This is a genomic window from Mycobacterium sp. ZZG (assembly GCF_054786995.1).
Genome location: NZ_JBTBFV010000050.1, coordinates 21,639 through 40,143, shown reverse-complemented (window position 1 = coordinate 40,143; position 18,505 = coordinate 21,639). Strand labels below are relative to the sequence as shown.

The 18,505-nt window shown below is 62.0% G+C and carries 10 protein-coding genes and 2 pseudogenes; 5 read left to right on the top strand and 7 right to left on the bottom strand.

Annotation, left to right across the window (positions count from 1 at the left end; genetic code table 11):
- Positions 1–128: 128 nt before the first annotated feature.
- Positions 129–812, bottom strand: a pseudogene (locus tag ACXMYJ_RS22415) (cation diffusion facilitator family transporter); the annotation flags it as partial.
- On the bottom strand, positions 809–1,228 hold the full coding sequence (locus ACXMYJ_RS22410; protein WP_033725375.1) for an ArsR/SmtB family transcription factor: 420 nt from the start codon (positions 1,226–1,228) through the stop codon (positions 809–811). The pseudogene ACXMYJ_RS22415 and the gene ACXMYJ_RS22410, both read right to left, overlap by 4 nt.
- Positions 1,229–1,985: 757 nt before the next feature.
- Between ACXMYJ_RS22410 and ACXMYJ_RS22405 the strand changes: the two genes are divergently transcribed.
- The 3 genes from ACXMYJ_RS22405 to ACXMYJ_RS22395 all read left to right on the top strand — a co-directional run bounded on the left by ACXMYJ_RS22405 (position 1,986) and on the right by ACXMYJ_RS22395 (position 6,420).
- A protein-coding gene (locus ACXMYJ_RS22405) for an IS3 family transposase (RefSeq protein WP_090589008.1) occupies positions 1,986–3,130 on the top strand; the annotation gives its coding sequence in 2 pieces (ribosomal slippage) (positions 1,986–2,253 and positions 2,253–3,130; 1,146 coding nt in all).
- 304 nt (positions 3,131–3,434) lie between these two features.
- Positions 3,435–4,663 (top strand): IS3 family transposase gene (locus ACXMYJ_RS22400; protein ID WP_087139964.1). Its coding sequence is split into 2 segments (ribosomal slippage): positions 3,435–3,747 and positions 3,747–4,663, totalling 1,230 coding nucleotides; the frame shifts between segments, so codons are not numbered across the junction.
- Between the two features lie 594 nt (positions 4,664–5,257).
- Positions 5,258–6,420, top strand: a protein-coding gene (locus tag ACXMYJ_RS22395) for an IS3 family transposase (protein ID WP_085975523.1) whose coding sequence is annotated in 2 segments (ribosomal slippage) — positions 5,258–5,542 and positions 5,545–6,420 — 1,161 coding nt in all. Because the reading frame shifts where the segments join, the coding sequence is not laid out codon by codon here.
- A 138-nt stretch (positions 6,421–6,558) separates the two neighbouring features.
- Here ACXMYJ_RS22395 and ACXMYJ_RS22390 read toward each other — a convergent pair.
- Positions 6,559–9,654 (bottom strand): DEAD/DEAH box helicase, encoded by a 3,096-nt coding sequence (locus tag ACXMYJ_RS22390; RefSeq protein ID WP_073917084.1) that lies wholly within the window; start codon positions 9,652–9,654, stop codon positions 6,559–6,561.
- Between the two features lie 194 nt (positions 9,655–9,848).
- Here ACXMYJ_RS22390 and ACXMYJ_RS22385 point away from each other — a divergent pair, with 194 nt between their 5' ends.
- Positions 9,849–11,057 carry a Shedu immune nuclease family protein gene (locus tag ACXMYJ_RS22385; protein WP_073683706.1) on the top strand — a complete coding sequence of 403 codons (1,209 nt, stop codon included), beginning with the start codon at positions 9,849–9,851 and terminating at the stop codon, positions 11,055–11,057.
- Positions 11,058–11,068: 11 nt separating this feature from the next.
- Here ACXMYJ_RS22385 and ACXMYJ_RS22380 read toward each other — a convergent pair whose 3' ends face one another.
- Together ACXMYJ_RS22380 and ACXMYJ_RS22375 are read right to left on the bottom strand one after the other, a co-directional pair.
- Positions 11,069–13,771: an ATP-dependent DNA helicase gene (locus tag ACXMYJ_RS22380; protein ID WP_029372493.1), complete on the bottom strand. Its 2,703-nt coding sequence runs from the start codon at positions 13,769–13,771 to the stop codon at positions 11,069–11,071.
- Positions 13,772–15,448: 1,677 nt separating this feature from the next.
- Positions 15,449–16,153 (bottom strand): annotated as a pseudogene (locus ACXMYJ_RS22375) (cation diffusion facilitator family transporter); the annotation flags it as partial.
- A 100-nt stretch (positions 16,154–16,253) separates the two neighbouring features.
- On the opposite strand from ACXMYJ_RS22375, the gene ACXMYJ_RS22370 reads away from it, so the two are divergent.
- Positions 16,254–16,895, top strand: a complete 642-nt coding sequence (locus tag ACXMYJ_RS22370; protein WP_234786132.1) for a TetR/AcrR family transcriptional regulator — start codon at positions 16,254–16,256, stop codon at positions 16,893–16,895.
- A 153-nt stretch (positions 16,896–17,048) separates the two neighbouring features.
- Here the strand turns inward: ACXMYJ_RS22370 and ACXMYJ_RS22365 are convergent, their stop codons facing one another.
- Complete coding sequence (locus tag ACXMYJ_RS22365) at positions 17,049–17,828, bottom strand: site-2 protease family protein (RefSeq protein ID WP_029372488.1); 780 nt, start codon at positions 17,826–17,828, stop codon at positions 17,049–17,051.
- A 20-nt stretch (positions 17,829–17,848) separates the two neighbouring features.
- Entirely contained in the window at positions 17,849–18,454 is a 606-nt protein-coding gene (locus ACXMYJ_RS22360; RefSeq protein WP_029372486.1) for a hypothetical protein, read from the bottom strand.
- Between the last annotated feature and the right edge of the window lie 51 nt (positions 18,455–18,505).

Below are 18,505 nucleotides of genomic sequence, written 5' to 3'. Positions count from 1 at the left end.
CACTGGGAAAGCCCGCACCACCCGGCGACACGGGACCACCCCGCCATACCCAGAACCACACAACCGGATTCGCGACGCAATCGCATCTCAACGCACGACTGCCATCACCCTCGACGAAAAATCCGGGCTAGGGCGACGCCGCCGGCGCCGAGCAGCACGGCCAGGGAGGTGAAGCCATCGGTACGGGCGTGCAGCCCGTCGGCGATCAGGGCGGCCGACCCGATTTGGCGTCCGACGCGGATGCGGTAGACCGCGACGAGTTCGTTGCCGATGAAGCCGACCAGCCCGGCCACGGCGACCCATCCGAGGTGTTGGATCGGAACCGGGTTGATCAGCCGGCGAACGGATTCGATGCCGGCGATGATGGCCGAGAGAGTGATCATCGCGACCACGAAGAGTCCGGCCAGGTCTTCGGCGCGGCCGTAGCCGTAGGTGTAGCGGCGGGTGGCGGCCTTGGTGCCCAGCGCGAAAGCGATCCACAGCGGGATGGCGGTCAGGGCGTCGGAGAAGTTGTGGATGGTGTCGGCCAGCAAGGCTACCGACCCGGAGATCACGACGATTACCAGCTGCGCGATGGAGGTCGCTGCGAGCGCGAGGAGGCTAATCTTGACTGCGCGGATGCCCGCGGCACTGGATTCCAGGGCCCCGTCGATGCTGTCGGAGGCGTCATGGCTGTGCGGGGCGAAGATCTCCTTGATCGCTGCGCGCAGGCCTTTGGGGTGATCGTGGCCGTGATCTAAGCCGTGGTCGTGACCGGCGTGTTCACCGTGGTCATGTCCGACAGCCGCGGCGGGTCGGGCCTTGTGCATCATGTGCGGCGTCCCTTCGATCGGATCGGCGTGGGGTCGACGGTGGCGGGATGCAGGGTGGCCAGGTCGGCGGCGTCGCGGTGATGGCCCGGCACATCTGGTCCGGCGTGTTCGGCGTTGAACACCGCGTCGGTGACAAGTTGACCGATGTGGTCGTTGTCGAGGCTGTAGAAGATCGTGGTGCCCTCGCGGCGGGTCCGCACCAGCCGCGCCATCCGCAGCTTCGCCAAATGCTGAGATACCGACGGCGCTGGTTTGCCGATATGGGTCGCCAGGTCGTTGACCGACATCTCGCGGCTCACCAGCGCCCACAGCACCTGAACTCGAGTGGCATCGGCCAACATCCGGAACACCTCGACCACCAGATCGACCTGGTCGTCGGGCAGCCGACGACTACAAGCCCCTTTATCTGCATTCATGCGCAGATAATAGTAGGAGTATGGAGCGAGTGTAAAACGTTGATCAGGTGGTGGCCCGGGCCACGCGGGCGTGGGCCAGGCGCGATCACTGCGCCCCGTCATTCAAGCGTCGCTGATTCAGGCTGATCACCCGGCGGTCACTCATCGCGACGGCTCCATCCAGATTGTCTGCAAAGCAGCGTGTTTCGGCGATGCGGCGGGCCTCCACGGCGACCCCTCGACCACCCACGCCATGAAATCATTTGCCCGCTTCAACCGATCGGCGTCGCGAGTGTTCCAGGGGTTTGAGGCCGAATCCGATTCATCGAGATAGCCGGTTTGCGCGCGATAACGCCGCAGTGGCGTTGGAGGACGAGCCGAGTTTGGCTAGTTCGACGGTTGGCCATGTCAGCGTTAATGGGCCCCGGCCGACACGACGGGGGCAGCTTGATGCCCCGCTTACCCCATCGACCCCTAGACCAACACTCAGCAAACTAGTTTCCGGGTAGGCGCCCAAAGGAGCGGCAGCCATCCAATACGACAAGCTGCTTAGGAAGCCTTATCGCCGACGGCCGCTTTCAGCACGACGAATACGGCGGAATCGAATATGGAGGGTTACCAGTCGCGCCGGGATTACCTGCCCTACAAGGGATTACATCGGTCAATTATGCTGTCTGGTCTCACCGCATGTGGCAGTTCTGGCGTGTTCCCGCTGAATGAGTCCAGCAAGTTCTAGAGTCCTGTGGCCCGATGTCGGGCGAGAAGGGACGATGGACGTATGGCTGGTCGGAAGCGGCATTCCGCGGAGGACATCGTGCGCAAATTGCGCCGTGCGGATGAGCTGACCGCGGAGGGCAAGACCGGCGAGGAGATCGCGGCCGAGCTGGAGGTGTCGCCGGCGACGTTGTACAACTGGCGCCGCAGTTACGGCGGGATGGACACCGACGCGGCCAGGGAGCTCAAGGAGTTGCGCGAGCAGAACGCCCGCCTCAAGCGGCTGCTGGCCGAGGCTGAACTGGTCAAAGACGCGTTGCGGGAGGTCGCCAAGGGAAAATTCTGAGCCCAGCTGCCAAGCGCCGCGCCGTCGACATGCTCACCACTACGATGGGCATGTCGGAACGGTTGGCGTGCAAAGCCGTTGGGCTGGCCCGCTCCACCTGCCGCCGTCTGTCTCAAGCCGAGACCCCCGCCGATCCGGACCTCGAGATCCGGGCCTGGTTGCGCTCCTACGCCACCAAACACCCCTGCCACGGGTTCCGGCGTGCCTGGGCGACGCTGCGCTACGACGAGCGCCGTGAGGTCAACAAGAAGAAGATCCACCGCCTGTGGCGCGAAGAGGGCCTGCAGGTCAAGATCCGCAGTCCGCGCAAGCGGGCCGGGGTGTCCTCGATCCCGCCAGTCGAGGCTGACGCTCCGAACGTGGTGTGGGCGATCGATTTCCAATTCGACTCCACCATCGACGGCAAGGCCATCAAGATCGCGTCGATGGTCGACGAACATACGCGGGTGTCGCTGCTGAACATCGTGGAGCGGTCGATCACCGCCGACCGTCTGGTCGACGAACTCAAGAAGGTCTTCGCCGCGGCCGGCGGCCCGCCGACGGTGCTGCGCATGGACAATGGGCCCGAATTCATTTCCCAAGCGCTGCAACAGTTCTGCGATCGCAGAGTGGGGATGTCCTACATCCCGCCAGGAACGCCATGGAACAACGGACACATCGAATCCTTCAACAACCGACTACGCAAGGAGTGCCTCAACCGCAACCACTGGAACACCGTTCTCGAGGCCCGCGTGGTCATCGGCGACTTCAAGGAGGAACACAACCACCGACACCGCCACTCGGCCCTGGGCTACCAGACTCCAGCCGAGTACGCTGCCGTCTGCAGATGTAGCCACACCCCGGTGGCCTGCAGCATCAACTGAATCTGGATCACACCAACCCGACTCAAGAACCGGGTGGACTCAGAAACGGGGACTCGCCAGTTCCGCAATGAAGATGACGGTTCGACATTCCGCGGCCCATGCTGCGATCGCACGGCCCCGGGTGCGCTGCGTCGCCTCAGCAGCCGGCGCACGGTTCCACGGTGGGCGCGCAGTACGAGGTCGCCTTCGTATTTATTAGCGATTGACGTTAAAACCGTGCCGCGTTACTACTGGGCCCTGACCCCGTGTGTTGGACACGCTGAATCCCGCAAGATTGGCGGGGAAAGCGAGATGATCGACACCGATGGCAAGGAAGAATTACCCGGACGAGTTCAAGCGGGATGCGGTGGCGCTGTACCGAGATACCGAGGGCGCCACGATTACCCAGATCGCCGAGGAGCTCGGCATCAGTGGGGTGACGCTCTCAGCCTGGTGCAAGGCCGCGGGAGTGCCGATCAGGCATCGCAACCCCAGTGCGGCCGATGGGCCGGTGGCGGGCGCAGAGACCCCGGAGCAGGAGTTGGCCCGGCTGCGGGCTGAGAACAAGGCGTTACGCGCCACCGAGGCTCGGCTGTCGACCGAGCGCGACATTCTGCGGTCGGCGGCCAAATATTTCGCCGGGGAGACGAACTGGTGAGCCGCTTTCAGTTCGTCGCCGACCACTCCGACACCTACCCGGTGAAGTGGCTGTGCGCGGTCGTGGAGATCGCGCGTTCCTCGTTCTACGCCTGGCTGGCCGGCGCTGACGGGCGCGCCGCCCGTGCTGCTGCTGACCAGGCGCTGGCCGCGCGGATCCGCACCGTCCACGACGAGGACAACACCTACGGGGCGCCGCGGATCACCGCTGAACTCAACGACGGTGCCCCCGAGCAGGAGCGGGTCAACCACAAACGGGTGGCCCGGGTGATGCGCGATGCCGGCATCGCCGGTTACCGCCGTCGACGACGGGTCAAGACCACGGTGGCTGATCCGGCCACGCGGAAGGTCCCGGATCTGCTGGGCCGGGATTTCACCGCCGCGGCGGCCAACGAGAAGTATGTCGGCGACATCACCTACCTGCCGTTGGCGACCGGTGCGAATCTGTATCTGGCGACGGTGATCGACTGCTTCTCCGGGCGGGTGGCGGGGTGGGCGATCGCCGATCATATGCGCACCGAACTGGTCGAAGATGCCCTCAAAGCCGCCGAGGCGCTGCGTGGATCACTGGCGGGTGCTGTGTTTCATTCAGATCACGGAAGTCAGTACACCTCACAGGATTTCGCGGCACTCTGCGCAGATCTGCGCGTCGTCCAGTCTATGGGTGGGGTGGGGTCAAGTGCTGATAACGCGCTCGCCGAATCGTTCAACGCCTCCCTCAAACGCGAAATCCTGCAGGACCGCAGCCAGTGGCTCGACGCCGCCAGCTGCCGCCGTGAAGTGTTCCGCTGGCTGGTCCGCTACAACCTGAGGCGACGGCACTCCCGCTGCGCTTATTCCAGTCCCGCCACCTACGAACGCGTCCGCGAAACCGCTACGCTGCCAGAAGCGGCGTAACCACAAATCCCGTGTCCACTACACGGGGGCAAGGCCCACTGAGGCCACGATCCGGTGCCGAGCAAGATTCTGCAATCCGTTACTCAACACTACATCGCGCGGCGATGATAAAAACCCCTCCTCACAGAAGAGCTCGGGAGCAGATTGATGGATTACAACCTTGGCCCCGCGCAAGGCCGCCCACCGGTCCGATTCGAGGACCTCGACGAGGATGCACGAAGCAAGGTTACGAGGATTCTGATTGATGCCGTGAAGGAACATCAATCCGTCATCGACGCACTCAGGCTCCCCCGGAACACTTGTCAGCGTTCGCCTCGGCCTTGCGGATATCGGAAGCGTCGCACTGAAGTGCGCAAGCGTTTGATCAAAATCTTCAGTGCGTCGCCCAGACGCGCCGAGGGACACACACAAGTTTCTTGCTGGAGCCTTTTTGCGCTGGAAGCTGCGACACGTCATCAATTCGAACCAGCCCAACCGTTCAAACTAGGCGTCGAGCAACGCATCAATGCTATCTGGAATAACATGGGTCTGCTGCACGACTAGGTGACATCTGAGTTGGCTTGCCCGTGACGGGTGGGCTGGAAGGATGTCCTTGTGCCTAGGCCTTACCCCCGCGAGTTCCGCGACGATGTCGTCCGGGTCGCCTGCAACCGCGGCGATGGTGTGACGATCGAGCAGATCGCCACCGATTTTGGTGTCCACCCGATGACGCTGACCAAATGGATGCGCCAAGCCGATATCGACGAGGGCACCAAGCCCGGCAAGAGCACCAGTGATTCCGCGGAGTTGCGGGAACTTCGTCGCCGAAATCGGTTGCTGGAGCAGGAGAACGAAATCTTGCGCCGGGCGGCCGCGTACTTGTCGCAGGCCAATCTGCCGGGAAAAGGCTCTACCCGCTCGTAAGTGAGCTCGCCGCCGACGGGATTCCCGTGGCGGTGACGTGCCGGGTACTCAAGCTCGCCCGCCAGCCCTACTACCGCTGGCGGGCACATCCGGTCACCGACGCCGAAATCGTCGAGGCCTACCGGGCCAACGCGCTGTTCGACGCCCATAAAGACGATCCCGAGTTCGGGTACCGCTATCTGGTCGAGGAGGCCCGCGATGCTGGTGAGCCGATGGCCGAGCGCACCGCATGGCGGATCTGCTCTCAGCAGGGGTTGTGGAGCGTGTTCGGAAAGAAGCGCGGCAAGAACGGCAAACCCGGACCACCAGTGCACGATGATCTGGTCGAACGCGACTTCACCGCTAGTGAACCAAACGCGTTGTGGCTCAGTGACATCACCGAGCATCGCACGGGTGAGGGCAAGCTCTACCTGTGCGCGATCAAGGACGTGTTCTCCAACCGCATCGTCGGGTATTCGATCGACTCCCGGATGAAGTCCCGGTTGGCTACTGCCGCGCTCAGTAGTGCGGTGGCACGCCGCGGGGATGTGGACGGTTGCATTCTGCACAGCGACCGCGGCAGTCAATTTCGAAGCCGAAAGTTCGTCCACGCCCTGCACCATCACGGCATGGTCGGCTCGATGGGTCGTGTCGGGGCGGCCGGCGACAACGCGGCCATGGAGAGCTTCTTCAGCCTGCTGCAGAAGAACGTCCTGGACCGCCGTCGGTGGGACACCCGCGAGCAACTACGCATCGCCATCGTGATCTGGATCGAACGCACCTACCACCGCCGCCGACGACAGCTCACCCTCGGGCGGTTGACCCCGATCGAATTCGAAGCAATCATGACCACGCCGGCCAGTCAGGCCGCGTGACGCAATCTGTCACCTGATCGTGCAGCAGACCCCATCGCCTAGATCGTCGAGTAGAGCAGAGTGCTCGTACACTTGTCCTCCCTGTCAACTCGACAATCGACATCCCTTTGACGACGTCCCCATTTGGATTGCCTCCACCTACTCCATAGGTGGCGCTAGGTCGATCCCAGTTGTGGCCCGTTGTTCGATCGCTGCACGGCATGAAGCCTGCAGAGTCTCCGCGGCCTTCGCGCCGCCGACAACCTTGCTCAAGGTTTCGAGGTCTGCGTCTACGACCTCTTGCAGATCAGTTAGTCCCGCATTCTTCAGCGCGAGTAACTGTTGTCGATTGTGGCCGAGATCCAGTTGCGCTATGTCAATCAAGTCTGGTGGGATGCCAAACTCAAGACGGGTGATCGTCCTACCTACTAGAGCCCGAACCTCGCTGGCATCGTCCGGATAGAGCTCGGCCAAGACGGCGCCAACTGCAGGCAGTAGGTCACGCGTCCGATCTGCAACCGTGCGAACGACCCCAGCCATCGCGGGTCGGTTCCACACATGCTGGTTTAAATTCCTTTCCAAAACAGACATCTCGATGCCGTTGATAAAGAAAATCGCCGCTGCCGCTTTCTTAGTGCGGCGCGAGATCGCCGCTGTGTCGGGTGCGGTTTGGTGGAGGGCTCGCAGCGGCAGTCTGTCGACCTGCTGTTGCACAAGTACGTTCGTCCAGATCTGTGGCTCTGGACTATTTCTACGGCCGTTGACTGGCATGTACATCCCATCAACTTCGACGGTGAGCTGAGCCGCTGCGATGATCGTTGTGCTCTTCAGTCCGGCGATATCTATCCCGTTTAGCGCGGCGGAGAGCCGGATGATCGAGTCAACATGAACTCCCGACTCACCAGCGAAGCGACCGAGCGACGTTAGCCGGTACCCGTCAGCATCCGCTTCAAGCAATCGCGCGTTGACGAGCTGATCAAAGCCGTACCCCAGCTGGTCGCGGGTCCATTGCTGATCTCCACCTTCTCGCGCTTGCTGCGCAGCAAGGCTCGAATCCAGGAAGTCAATGACGTCATCCTCGGTGACCGATTGACCACTCTCACCATGGAATTGGGCAACAACTCGGAGCATTAAGGTGCGGGGATCACCATCTGGCACCAACTGAGAGCGCAACGGCTCCAAGTCGCCATGGACGTAGTTCCGCCATGCGTTCGCTGTGCCTAGTGTGTCATTCGGAATCAGGTAGGACTCTCCGTTCGTGGAGAATCCAAGCCGCCCAGCTCGGCCCACCATGTTCTTGTACTCGGCAACGGTGTACGGGGTCGGTGTGGGGCCGGGATGTGTGAGACCAACAATCACGACAGCTTCAGCAGGTGTGTTGACACCCATCGCGAGCGTGGTGGTGCCCACAATGACGTTCAGGCCAGAATCTGGGTCTCGAAAAGCAGTCTCGATAGCCTGTCTCTCCGTCCGATCGAGATCCGCAGTGTGCAGCGCAACCCCCTGGGACAACGTGCGTCGCAATGTCTCGGTGCTGGCGGATACTTCGCCGCTGCTCATCGCCTCTAACACCGACGTTGCAGTAGGCAGTCCAAGTGCGGTGGACAAGTACACCGCGCACCTTGCAACTTCGCCCTTGGTTTCGCGGAAGACGATGACCTTCTTCCCTTCGTCGACGAGGCGCTTTACCAAGGGAATAACGATGCTTCGGCTGCCCTCGTGATGGAGCGGCTGAATGAAGGTTGCGATGCTGCCCTCCGAACCGTCCGCGGCCACAAACTGCAGGGCACCGGACCGCCCAATCACGCCCTCCCGCAACTCAACCGGCCGCGCCGTGGAATGCAGGTGGTCACCGCCAATCCACCGGTCGAGGCCGCCTAGATCTCCTACCACGGCAGACAAGGTGATGATCTGAGGTGAGCCAACCAGACCACGCCGATTGTTGAGCAATGTCATGAGGAATTCCAAGTTGGAGCCCCGACTTCGATCTGTCAGCGTCTGCGCCTCGTCGATAACAACAACAGAGACCGAATCAAGGATATGCGGGTTAGCGAGCGCGAGGTGCGTCAGCTTCTCGTAGGTCAGAAGTGCGAAATCGTACTGGCCACGCTGGAATTCAGAGACCTGATCGCTGTAGTCACCCGTTGCCCTGAGGGTCTTGATCCCCAGAGGTCCATAGACGCGGGTGAATTGCTCGTACTTGTCGTTAACCAACGCCTTCATCGGCAGCAGAAACACCGTGCGGCCACGCGTCGCAGCCGCTTTGATCGCGGCTAGCTCACCGATCATTGTCTTGCCTGAAGATGTAGGAGCAGTCACCACCAGGTTCTTACCGTCGAGCACACCGTGGTCGTTGATTGCGCGCAATTGCAGATCGTTGAGTTGGCTGATACTGCTGGACCAAACGTCAAGCACCTCGTTTGGAAGTCCGTAATCAACAAGGGATGCAGGGTCACCCGTCGCGGGCTGACGAACCCGATCCGGGAAGATAGCACCGTACTGCGACCCCGCAGTAAACGTCGGCCAAAGCAGTGTTCCATCGACCTGCCCTCGAAGCGTCGGCGTCTGGACTCGCCACATCTGGGCCGCATCAGCAAGCACGCGCTTGGTGACGTAGCCGACTACCTTCAATACATCGATCTGATCGCCGTCGCATACGTCGTCGACTCCCTGAAGCGCCTCCAACAACCGGTAGGTGAAGAGTCCGTGACCATGCAGCGCGGATTCCAATGCTTCCTCATCGTCGGCGGAGGCCGTCAACACAAGCCGGCCGGTTCCGATGAAGCGGGACAGAATGTCGGTTGCTGTCGTACGCGTTACTCCGCGCGACGTGAGACCTGTTGCAAACACACGACTCCCAAGACCGCCTGAGAAGCAGCAGTCCAGCCCGCATAGAACCGTCTTACCGTTGATCCGGGAAAGGATGTCGGCAAGTTCGTCTAGCGGCAGCGACGTCGCTGCTAGATCTGCGACGTCAGTGTCGTAGCAGACGATCTCGTGGGTGTCCGAACCGTGGCCAGCGTAGAAGATGAACACAACGTCATCCGGCCCGGCGTCTGTTGCCAGGGCCTCCAATGCCGACCTGATTCCGTGGGCGGTCGCATCGGCATCGGTGAGCAGCACATGCGACGAGCCGGGAATTGTGTCGGCGAACAGCGCGTGTAATGCGCTGGCATCGCGCACAGCACCGCTCAGCCAATTGATTCTGGGATCGCCGTATCGGTCAATGCCGATAAACAGACTGTGGAATTTCATGTGTTCCCCCGGCATCGTTTCCTCTGGCTATTACGCGCCTCAGATATATCCTGCAAGCTTGTCACAATTCTAACACGCGCCATCACCGTAGACTGTTCGAACTCCGCTCGAACAATGACCTTACCGCTGCGGACCGAGGACGATCCCCATCGAATCTTCACGAATTAAAGGTATAATTAAGGCAGGAGGTTTCAATGGCAGCATTTGCACAGGGCAGCGAATTCAATATGGAGAGAGATGACTTCACCGCGCTGGAGATTCGCGACAGTGGGCAGGCCGGTGGTTTTCACTATTTTTTCGACACGAACCGGAACACGCTTATCACCGACTTCGTGCTGGAGGACCGTCCCCGAGTCAGCACGCTCTGCCAGATCACACTGATCAAAAAGGACAACGGCTTCTCGCCACGAATCCGCCTCTGGAAGAAGGACAAGACCAAGTTCGGCAAGCAGACGGCTGACCACACAGTCGATGCAGACGCGACTACAACTGTCATCAAGGCGACCGTCGATACCGACTCCTGCCATGACAACTTCTGGAAGCTGATCGACTTCATACAGTCGTTCATAGGGATTTCGCTGCCTGACTCGGTGTTTCGCGTCGTCACAGGTGACAGCGCGTTGCTCGCCCAGCTGCTCCAGAACCAGGACCGACAGGTCGTCCTCGATGCGGTGCAAGCGGCAGTCGGCGAGTCGCTCACGGAGCGAGATATCGGCATCATCTCGAATCGCAAGAAGCAGCTGGCAACCTTCAAATCGCTGTTGACGGACCCGAATTTCTTCGAGCAGCGACGACGCGAATTGCAGAAACCGGGCAAGCAGCCGCCCGGCGACGAAGGTGTCTGGCAGAATTTCTTTGAAAACAACCAATGGATATTCGGTTACGGGCTATCTCTGATTGCATGTGAAACACTCGACGGCGAGAAACTAGAGAAGATAACTACCGGAGCCAACATCTTCACCGGCGCCGGCAAGCGGAGCGACGCTGTGATGAGATCGAAAGGTTTTATCAGCAGTCTCGTGTTTGGTGAAATTAAGACGCCGGCCGCCCCACTACTCGAAAAGGAAGCGTATAGAAAGCCAGATGTGTATCAGACATCTCGCGAATTGAACGGGGCGGTCGCACAGGTTCAAAAAACAGCAGCAAAGGCGATTCGCCAAATTAATACGGACATCCACCGACTTTACGAAGATGACGGGACACCAACGGATATTCAGGTGTCCTCAATCCGACCGAAGCAAGTAGTGGTCCTCGGCAACCTCGAACAGCTCGCAGTCGACGGTAACCCGAATCCGGAGAAGACCTCGGCCTTCGAGCTCTACCGCAACTCAATACACGAAGTCGAGATCATCACCTTCGACGAGCTGTACGAGCGAGCACGTTTCATCGTCGAAGACGTCTAGGTCGCCCGGCATCACCGGGTAGCACGCACTGGGGTGAGGCCGCGACGGCGCGAGAGAAGCACAACATCTTTCGTGTTGACATCTCGATTCAACCCACGAAGGACCGCCTGCTGCGTCTCTGGTGTCCAGAAGATGCGCAAGCTTTCGCGTGCCCGTGTGACGGCCGTGTAGAAGATGTTGTGGGTGATGGCATCCTCGTTGGCGTCGGTTATCACGACCTTGACGGAGTCGTATTCGAGACCCTGTGCTTTGTGGATTGACACAGCATAAGCGACCTGGAATGGCACCGTCGTGTTCGTCGTGTCATCGTCGTCATCGCTTACGTCGTAGTCATAGACCGAGAAGCGCACCGTACTATCAGCAACCCACTGCAGCTCCACACCATCAACGTCGAATTCCGAGACGGCGCGGTCGAGTACGACATCGAACTGCACACTGTCCTCGAACTGCTCAATTGCGGCGATTCGACCCTTGAGGTTGTTGTAGATCACCGGCCTGAAGCGGTCGGTTTCATTGAACAGCACCGGATCACCGACCTTGTAGGTGGCAATCCCCCACCGGACGGCCCTGCCAGGGTTGCTGCTTTGCAGAAAGCGGTTGATGTTGTTGATGCCGTAGAGGCCGTCGTAGTTCAAGCACAGGATGATCTCGTCATCACCCTGAGCCTCGAACAGGGTCTTGTCGAGTACGGACGAGTAACCGTTGCGTGCGATGACCTCTGCAATGTCGTTGTCGATGTCACGAACCTTCTGCCAGAATCCGAGGAGCGCAGGGTTCTTGGTCCGAAACGGCGTCGTAAGTTCGAAGACCGACGCGCTCGGAATGAAGGAGCGGATGATGCTGAACCAGTTCCCAAACTCAATCGCCTCGATCTGGTAGACGTCACCAACAAGGACAACCAGCTTCGCGGTCACATTCTCCAATACGCTAATCAGATCGGCGTTACTGACCGTGCTGCACTCATCGATGACCAGCAGATCATATTCTGAGCCACCTTGGTACGTCTGACTGCGGATCGTCCGGAACGTCGAGTCTTGAGCGGTGACCCTCCGCTTGAGGTTGTCAACCGCCGGATTGGTATGCGCCAGAAACAGTTTCGTCTTGTCGTTAAAGTAGTTCGCGATGTGGTCGACCATCGTCGACTTACCGGTACCCGCAGCGCCGTAGACAAGGGCAACCCTCGCCTGAATGAAGAGCCGCCTCAAAGCATCCTTCTTGGCCTCGTCATCGATTAACCGCGGCGTGTGGTCAAGCCAACGCTGGACAGCATCGCTATAGCCCTCGATACCCGACGAAGCGAACTCCTGAAGCTTCTTCACGATGGCAACAGTGTCGTCTTCGTACTTCCGAATGAAGACGTGTCCCTTATCCAGCTCCAGTCCACGGACATCCCGGTGCTTGTAGTAGAGCCGTTGGTTATAGGTACGCATCAGATCACCAACGTCGCCGAGATCTTCTAACTCAGCAACGGGCGTGTACAGGACAGCTCGGTGTTCGACGTTGTTCTTAACCCGTCGTGCGAGCAGTTCATGATTTCGCCCCGTCGCATCAAGACACTCTGCAAGGTCCCAGTAGCGAGGATTGTGCGCAATCGGTGATGTACAGAACGGCATGTCGTCGAATGGGATGCAGCCCCACTGCAGGTTCAGCCCCGACAGTCGCTGGCAGCCCTCCCAGTTGTACTGCGGTTTCAGAATCTGATTGTGCATCCTCAGCATGAGGTAGCGAATTAGGTTGTGCCCTGGCGACTTGCTCCGAATGATCCGCCGTGCCTCGTCAAGCGCCGGGAAGATTTGCGGCTTGCTGACGCTCACGGTGGCCGCTTCCTTGGCCGCGGCGAACTTTGCATCCGACATGTCCATCAAGTCGAGCAATGAGCCTCGTCCGCTGGTAAGCCCCTTCATGAGGTAGCGGTATTCGGGTCCGTTCGTTCGAACCTTGGTATCGATGTCAAACAGGCGCGCGAAGTTGTCAAACTCGCACGGGCGGATTGAAACCTGCCAGTCACGGATGATGGTGATCGGCATCTCCTGATGCAGCACGGTGATTGACGCGCTCTCCAACGTCAACCAAGCCGAGTACTTGTCGGTCAAATCGATATCGGCGAAGGCGATTACACGGTCAAACTTGCTGACCTTGTTAACCGCCTTGAAGAAGGTCACCTCGTAGAAGATGCGCCCGTCCACGAAGAACGGCTTCGTACGATGGATGTAGTAGCGCACGCCGGGTCGCGTGTCTAGCGGCTTCGACCGAACGTCCTCGATCGCTGCGGCGATCTTCTCGTGATACTCCCGCAGGGAGGGGTCCAGATCGATCGGGAAGGACTCCAAGTTGGCGAGTATGTCAGTACTACAGTTCTCGCTGACCAGGCTGCGGATGCGATGAAGATACTCGTAGTACTTCAGCATTAGCCGCTCGGAAGCATCGCCATCCACGGTGTAGTGCGAAGTACTAATTTGGGTGAGTTTGTGAAACTTTCCGAGGAAGTTGAAATTCCCCTTCGACCTGACAAATGCGAGCGCAGAATCCACCGCTGCGTAGAGGAACTCGTCATCGGGGCTACCGGATTGAAGCAGCATCGCGACACCTTCGATGAGGTTGCGCAGCTGGGCAAGAACGTTCTGGGACAGAAGATCTCGCTGCTCGGAGAGCGAATCGATGTTCCCGCAGATTGCCGCGTCTACGGCGTGGATATGTTCGCTGATCGTGGTCATTAGTCCGCGCCTCCACGTTCGTGGTCACGACGTTTGCCAGCTTTGTTATATGACAAAATTTTGTCAACCCAACGCGCCGGAGATCATCGCCCTGACGATCAGATGCGAGTTCTGAGGGTCGCCGAGCCATGGATTGTGTAGCGATGTTGCCTGCGCCTACCACAGAATGGCCTTATGGCGGAGCCGCCTATACAACCGATCGAATACTCGCCTCCGTACTCGATGGACTTCAGGAAAGCCTTCGCGACGGGAGCAGGGCTCTCGTCGACGAGGGGTTGACCACCCGGACTGCCCACAGCGTTGAGACTACGGCCACGGTTGACTGGCTGTCTCGCCGTCCGGGGAGGCGACAGCGGTAATGCCGTCCACAAGGTCGCCGAGCACAGCATGGTCGCCGCGTCGAGCCAGCACGGTCGTGATTTCCTCGGGTGCGCAGTCCAGACTTGCCGCCAGCTCTGCGTCGCGGTCGGCGACCGTTCGGCCGAGGATCTGCTCCAGCCGTCGTGTTGTGCCCGGACCGGCATCGACGCGGCGCACCTCGACGGTGCCGGCGTCGGTACCGAAGGCGAGCACGAGGGTGTCGCCGGGGCGCGCGCCGATCGCGTGCGCGTAGGCGCGCAGCGAGCTGAGGTCGGCGCCGCTGGAGGACGCCATCCTCCAGCGGACACGGACGTCGCCGTGAGGTCCGTGCAAGGTTCGGTGCTCGCCGGGGGTCACGCCCAACGCCTGCGCCACAGCGGTATGGATCGCTTGGCCCGAGCCGCGCAGCAAGTCGTCGGTACAGGTGCGAACGCATCGGATCTCGTTGTCTCCGTTGCGGAAGACGCCCCGAACCGCATTGAGCGGCCCGACCGGGGGAATGTTGTCGCCGGTGGTGCGGCGGCGGGCGACGCCGAGATCAACGATGAACTCGAGGCTGTCCAGGTAGCGCATGATCGATTTGGGGCTCACGTCGGGATACCGGGCGGCGAAGTCGTTCAGGATGGTCTCGACGTCGGCGTGGCCTCCTTGGGCGTCGAGGTAGGAGCCGAGGGCAGCAGCGATCCCGTGGTACTCGGGGATGTTCCACGCGCGCAGGGCCCAGAGGGTGCGGCTGGACCGGGTGAAGCGGTAATCGTCGGAGAGCGCCTCACGGACATAGCTCGCGGAGGTATCCGTCGAGTCCAGGTGAGCGTAGATGGTGGCGGCGGTGGACGGCTTGCCCAGTGCGTGCAGCACGGCCTCGCACATGTTCGCGACGCTCTGGTCGTTCCACCGCACCACGACATCACCGAAACGCCGCAGCTGCAGGTGTGTCTCGACGTAGCGCAGCGCGGCCCCCTCGGACAGGCCGGCTTCGGTCAATGCGGTGTGCAGTTGCGCCGGTGTTGGGCCGGGGTGGCGGCGGAACAGTGCGGTCGTGGCCGCGGCCGCGGTGTCGTGGCCCTTGGTGGCGGCGTTGTCGAGCCAGTCACCCCGCTGGCGGTACGGCCCGGCCAGGTAGAGCAGCAGCGCCGCAGCATTCGACTGTGGCGGTAGTCCGAGACGCTCGAGTTCACGGTCGGCGGCATCCCCCGGGACATAGGATCCGAGCCGGGCGGCCAGGGTGTCAGCGTGCGCCCGGACGTCCTGGTGAGCGGGGTCGGCGAGAAGATCTGCGCAGCGTTGTTCGGCGCGAGGCCGGTTGCGGTATAGCGACACCGGGCTGACCCCGGGGACGTCGCGCAGGGCTCGCCGCAACTCGTCGACGTCGATATGGGTGGGGGAGCTCTCCGAGAGGATGCGCAGGGCGGCGCGGGCCAGTGCCACCGCCCGGGGGAGCACCCACAGTGCGACGAACACGGCCACGACCACATCGGCGTAGGGCCAGCCGGTGGTGACGGTGACGATGCCTGCGATCAGCACCCCTATGCTGCCGACGGTGTCGGCCACCACCTCCATGTAGGCGCCCTTGACGGCCAGGCTCTTCTCGGAGTCGCCGCGCAGCAGGAGCACCACCACGACATTGGCGATCAGCCCGGCCAGTGCCACCACGATCAGCGGGACGCCCGGCACCTCGGGCGCACCGCCCAGCCGTTCGAACGCTTCGTAGAGGATGAAGGCCGCGACGCCCATCAGAAGCACGGCGTTGGCCACGGCGGTGAACACCTCGGCGCGGTGCCAGCCGTACGTGCGTGCCGGCGACGCTGAACCCCGGCGCGCCAGCAGCACCGCGGTGAGCCCCATGAACATCGCCACCAGATCGGTCAGCATGTGGCCGGCGTCGGCCAGCAGGGCGATCGAGTTGATCATCAGCGCCGTGATCAGCTCGATGACGAAGAAGGTGGTGAGAATGCCGGCGGCGATGAGCATGCGGCTCACCCGCGTGTCGCCGCCGTGGCTGTGATCGTGACCGGCACCCATGACCAGAAATATATGCGCATGTCCGCATATGTCGCAAGGCGCTGATTACCGGCCTGTTTCGTGGCCCGCTTACATACATTCCGAAATGTATCCTGAAGCGGTGATCCGACAGACGAAGCGGCGCAGCCAGGAGGAGCGCAGCGCGGAGACGCGGACCCGTCTGCTCGACGCCACCATCGAATGCCTGCTGCGCTACGGCTACGCCGGCACCACCACGCCGCGGGTCGCCGAACTGGCCGGTGTCACCCGCGGGGCGCAGGTGCACCACTTCGGGTCGAAGGACGACCTGATGCTGGCCGCGCTGCAGCACCTGACGGCCAAACGGATCTCGGCCGAGGTGGCCCGCTTCTCGCTCGACTTCGCCGCGGGCGGCGACCTGATCGACGCGATCCTGGAGCTGCTCTGGGACATTCACAGCGCGCCCATCTTCATCCCGATCGTGGAACTGTGGGTGGCCGGCCGCACCGATTCCGCCCTGGGGCAGGAGGTGGCGAAGTTCGAGTCGGTGGCCAACACCACGCTGATCTCGGTCATCGCCGAGTTCGCGCCCGAAGGCATTCACCGGTCGATGGCCGACTTCGTCTACACCGCGATGGACGCGCTGCGCGGAATCCTGATCTCGAGCTTCGTCGACGCCGACCCCACCCGCGCCCGGCGGCGCTGGGACCGTGCCAGCGCGAACCTGCGGCGCATCGTGGACCCCGAAGTGGCCGAGTGGGCGCTGGCCCAGAGCGTCAACTGAGCCGTCGAGTAGACGCACTTACATACAGGGCTGTATGTTATTTGCAGCTTCGGGCGGTGCGCCGGGGTGGCATCGGGTAGGGCGGCACGGTAGAGGGGGTCGTGCGAGCCCGACGAGGGGTCTGATGCGGCCCTGGCGCACCACCGGAGCCGGCTACAGCCAGGCCGACCAGAACCGGGTCAGCTGACCACCGACGGACGACAGGTACGCCGGCACCCCGGACAACTCGTAGAGCCAGTAGACGCCCCCGAAAAACCACTGATTGAGCTGCGGAGCGATCAGCAGGAGCAGCAGGATCATGAAGCCCCACGGTTTGAACCGGTCCAGCGCGCGCTGGGTGTCGTAGCTCAGGTGTGGCTCGAGTGCTCCGTAGCCATCCAGCCCCGGGATCGGCAACAGGTTCAGCAACAACGCCGTCACCTGCAGGAAGCCGAGGAACGCCACGCCGGCCCAGAACACCCCGTGTGCGGCGTCGTAGAACAGCCGGGCGCAGGTCAGCAGCAGCACCGCCAGCACCAGGTTGGCCAACGGCCCGGCCAGGCTTACCACGGTGCGCTGACGTGGGGTCATCCGCGCGGTCTGGACGTACACCGCGCCGCCCGGCAGGCCGATCCCGCCGAGCGCGATGAACAGCAGCGGCAGGCCCAGCGACAGCAGGGGGCTCGAGTACTTCAGCGGATTGAGGGTCAGGTAGCCGCGCACCGCGACGTCGTGGTCGCCGAACCGCCAGGCCGTGTAGGCGTGCCCGAATTCGTGCAGGCTCAGCGACAACACCCAGCCTGCGATGACGAACACGAAGACCCCGGCGTAGGCCAGCACGGTGACCGATTCGGCGGCAAGCCAGGCCAGCACCCCACCGAGAACCGTCGACGCGACGATCACGAGGAACACCGGGCTGGGCCGGACCGACTGCCCGAGGGGACGAAGACTCACGTTTCGACGTTACCGGCGGCTCACACCGTGACCCTCAACCAGCCTTCGATGTGCCGGTAGAACGTCGAGCGGCGCACCGGTCGGGGGGCCGCCACGCCGTCACGCACCACCACCGCCGCCGGCGTACCCAGCTGGGCCGCACGGCCGCTGACCCACGGCCCCGAGCGCCATCCGGAGCCCAGCACCCGCGCCCGCAACCCGGGCATGGTGTGAGTGGGCTCCACCGCTACCCCTGCCACCGCACCGTCGAAGAGCACGGTGTCATCGACGATGCCCTCTCCTTCCAGGAGGCGGCCCTCGGGCGCCGGACGCCACAGGGCGCGTCGCACCAGCACCGTTCCGGTTTCGTCACGGATCAGCGGAACACGTTGTGCCCCAGCGCGTAACGCGCGCCGCGCACCGCGGGATCCCGGCAGGTGCGCCACCTCCACCGCCAGGCGGTCGGCCCGCAACAACCGCGTCAGCACCGTCGCCAGATCGGCCTCGGTGCCCAGCACCACCGCCCGCGACACTCCGACGGTCGCCGCATCCACGTCGGCCGGTTCGGTGATGTCCGCACGTGGAATCGCGGCCAGCGCACGGGGTACCGGGCGCCCTCCGAAACACAGCACCGTGGTCAAAGACACTCCCGTCGAAATGCGCAGGCAAATGTTCGGATAAGGTAGCTCACCGGCTGG

What these genes read in the sequence shown, in the direction of transcription:
- ACXMYJ_RS22410 (WP_033725375.1), bottom strand. Translation starts at nt 1,228, where the DNA reads ATGAATGCAGATAAAGGGGCTTGTAGTCGTCGGCTGCCCGACGACCAG.
- ACXMYJ_RS22390 (WP_073917084.1), bottom strand. Translation starts at nt 9,654, where the DNA reads ATGAAATTCCACAGTCTGTTTATCGGCATTGACCGATACGGCGATCCC.
- ACXMYJ_RS22385 (WP_073683706.1), top strand. Translation starts at nt 9,849, where the DNA reads ATGGCAGCATTTGCACAGGGCAGCGAATTCAATATGGAGAGAGATGAC.
- ACXMYJ_RS22380 (WP_029372493.1), bottom strand. Translation starts at nt 13,771, where the DNA reads ATGACCACGATCAGCGAACATATCCACGCCGTAGACGCGGCAATCTGC.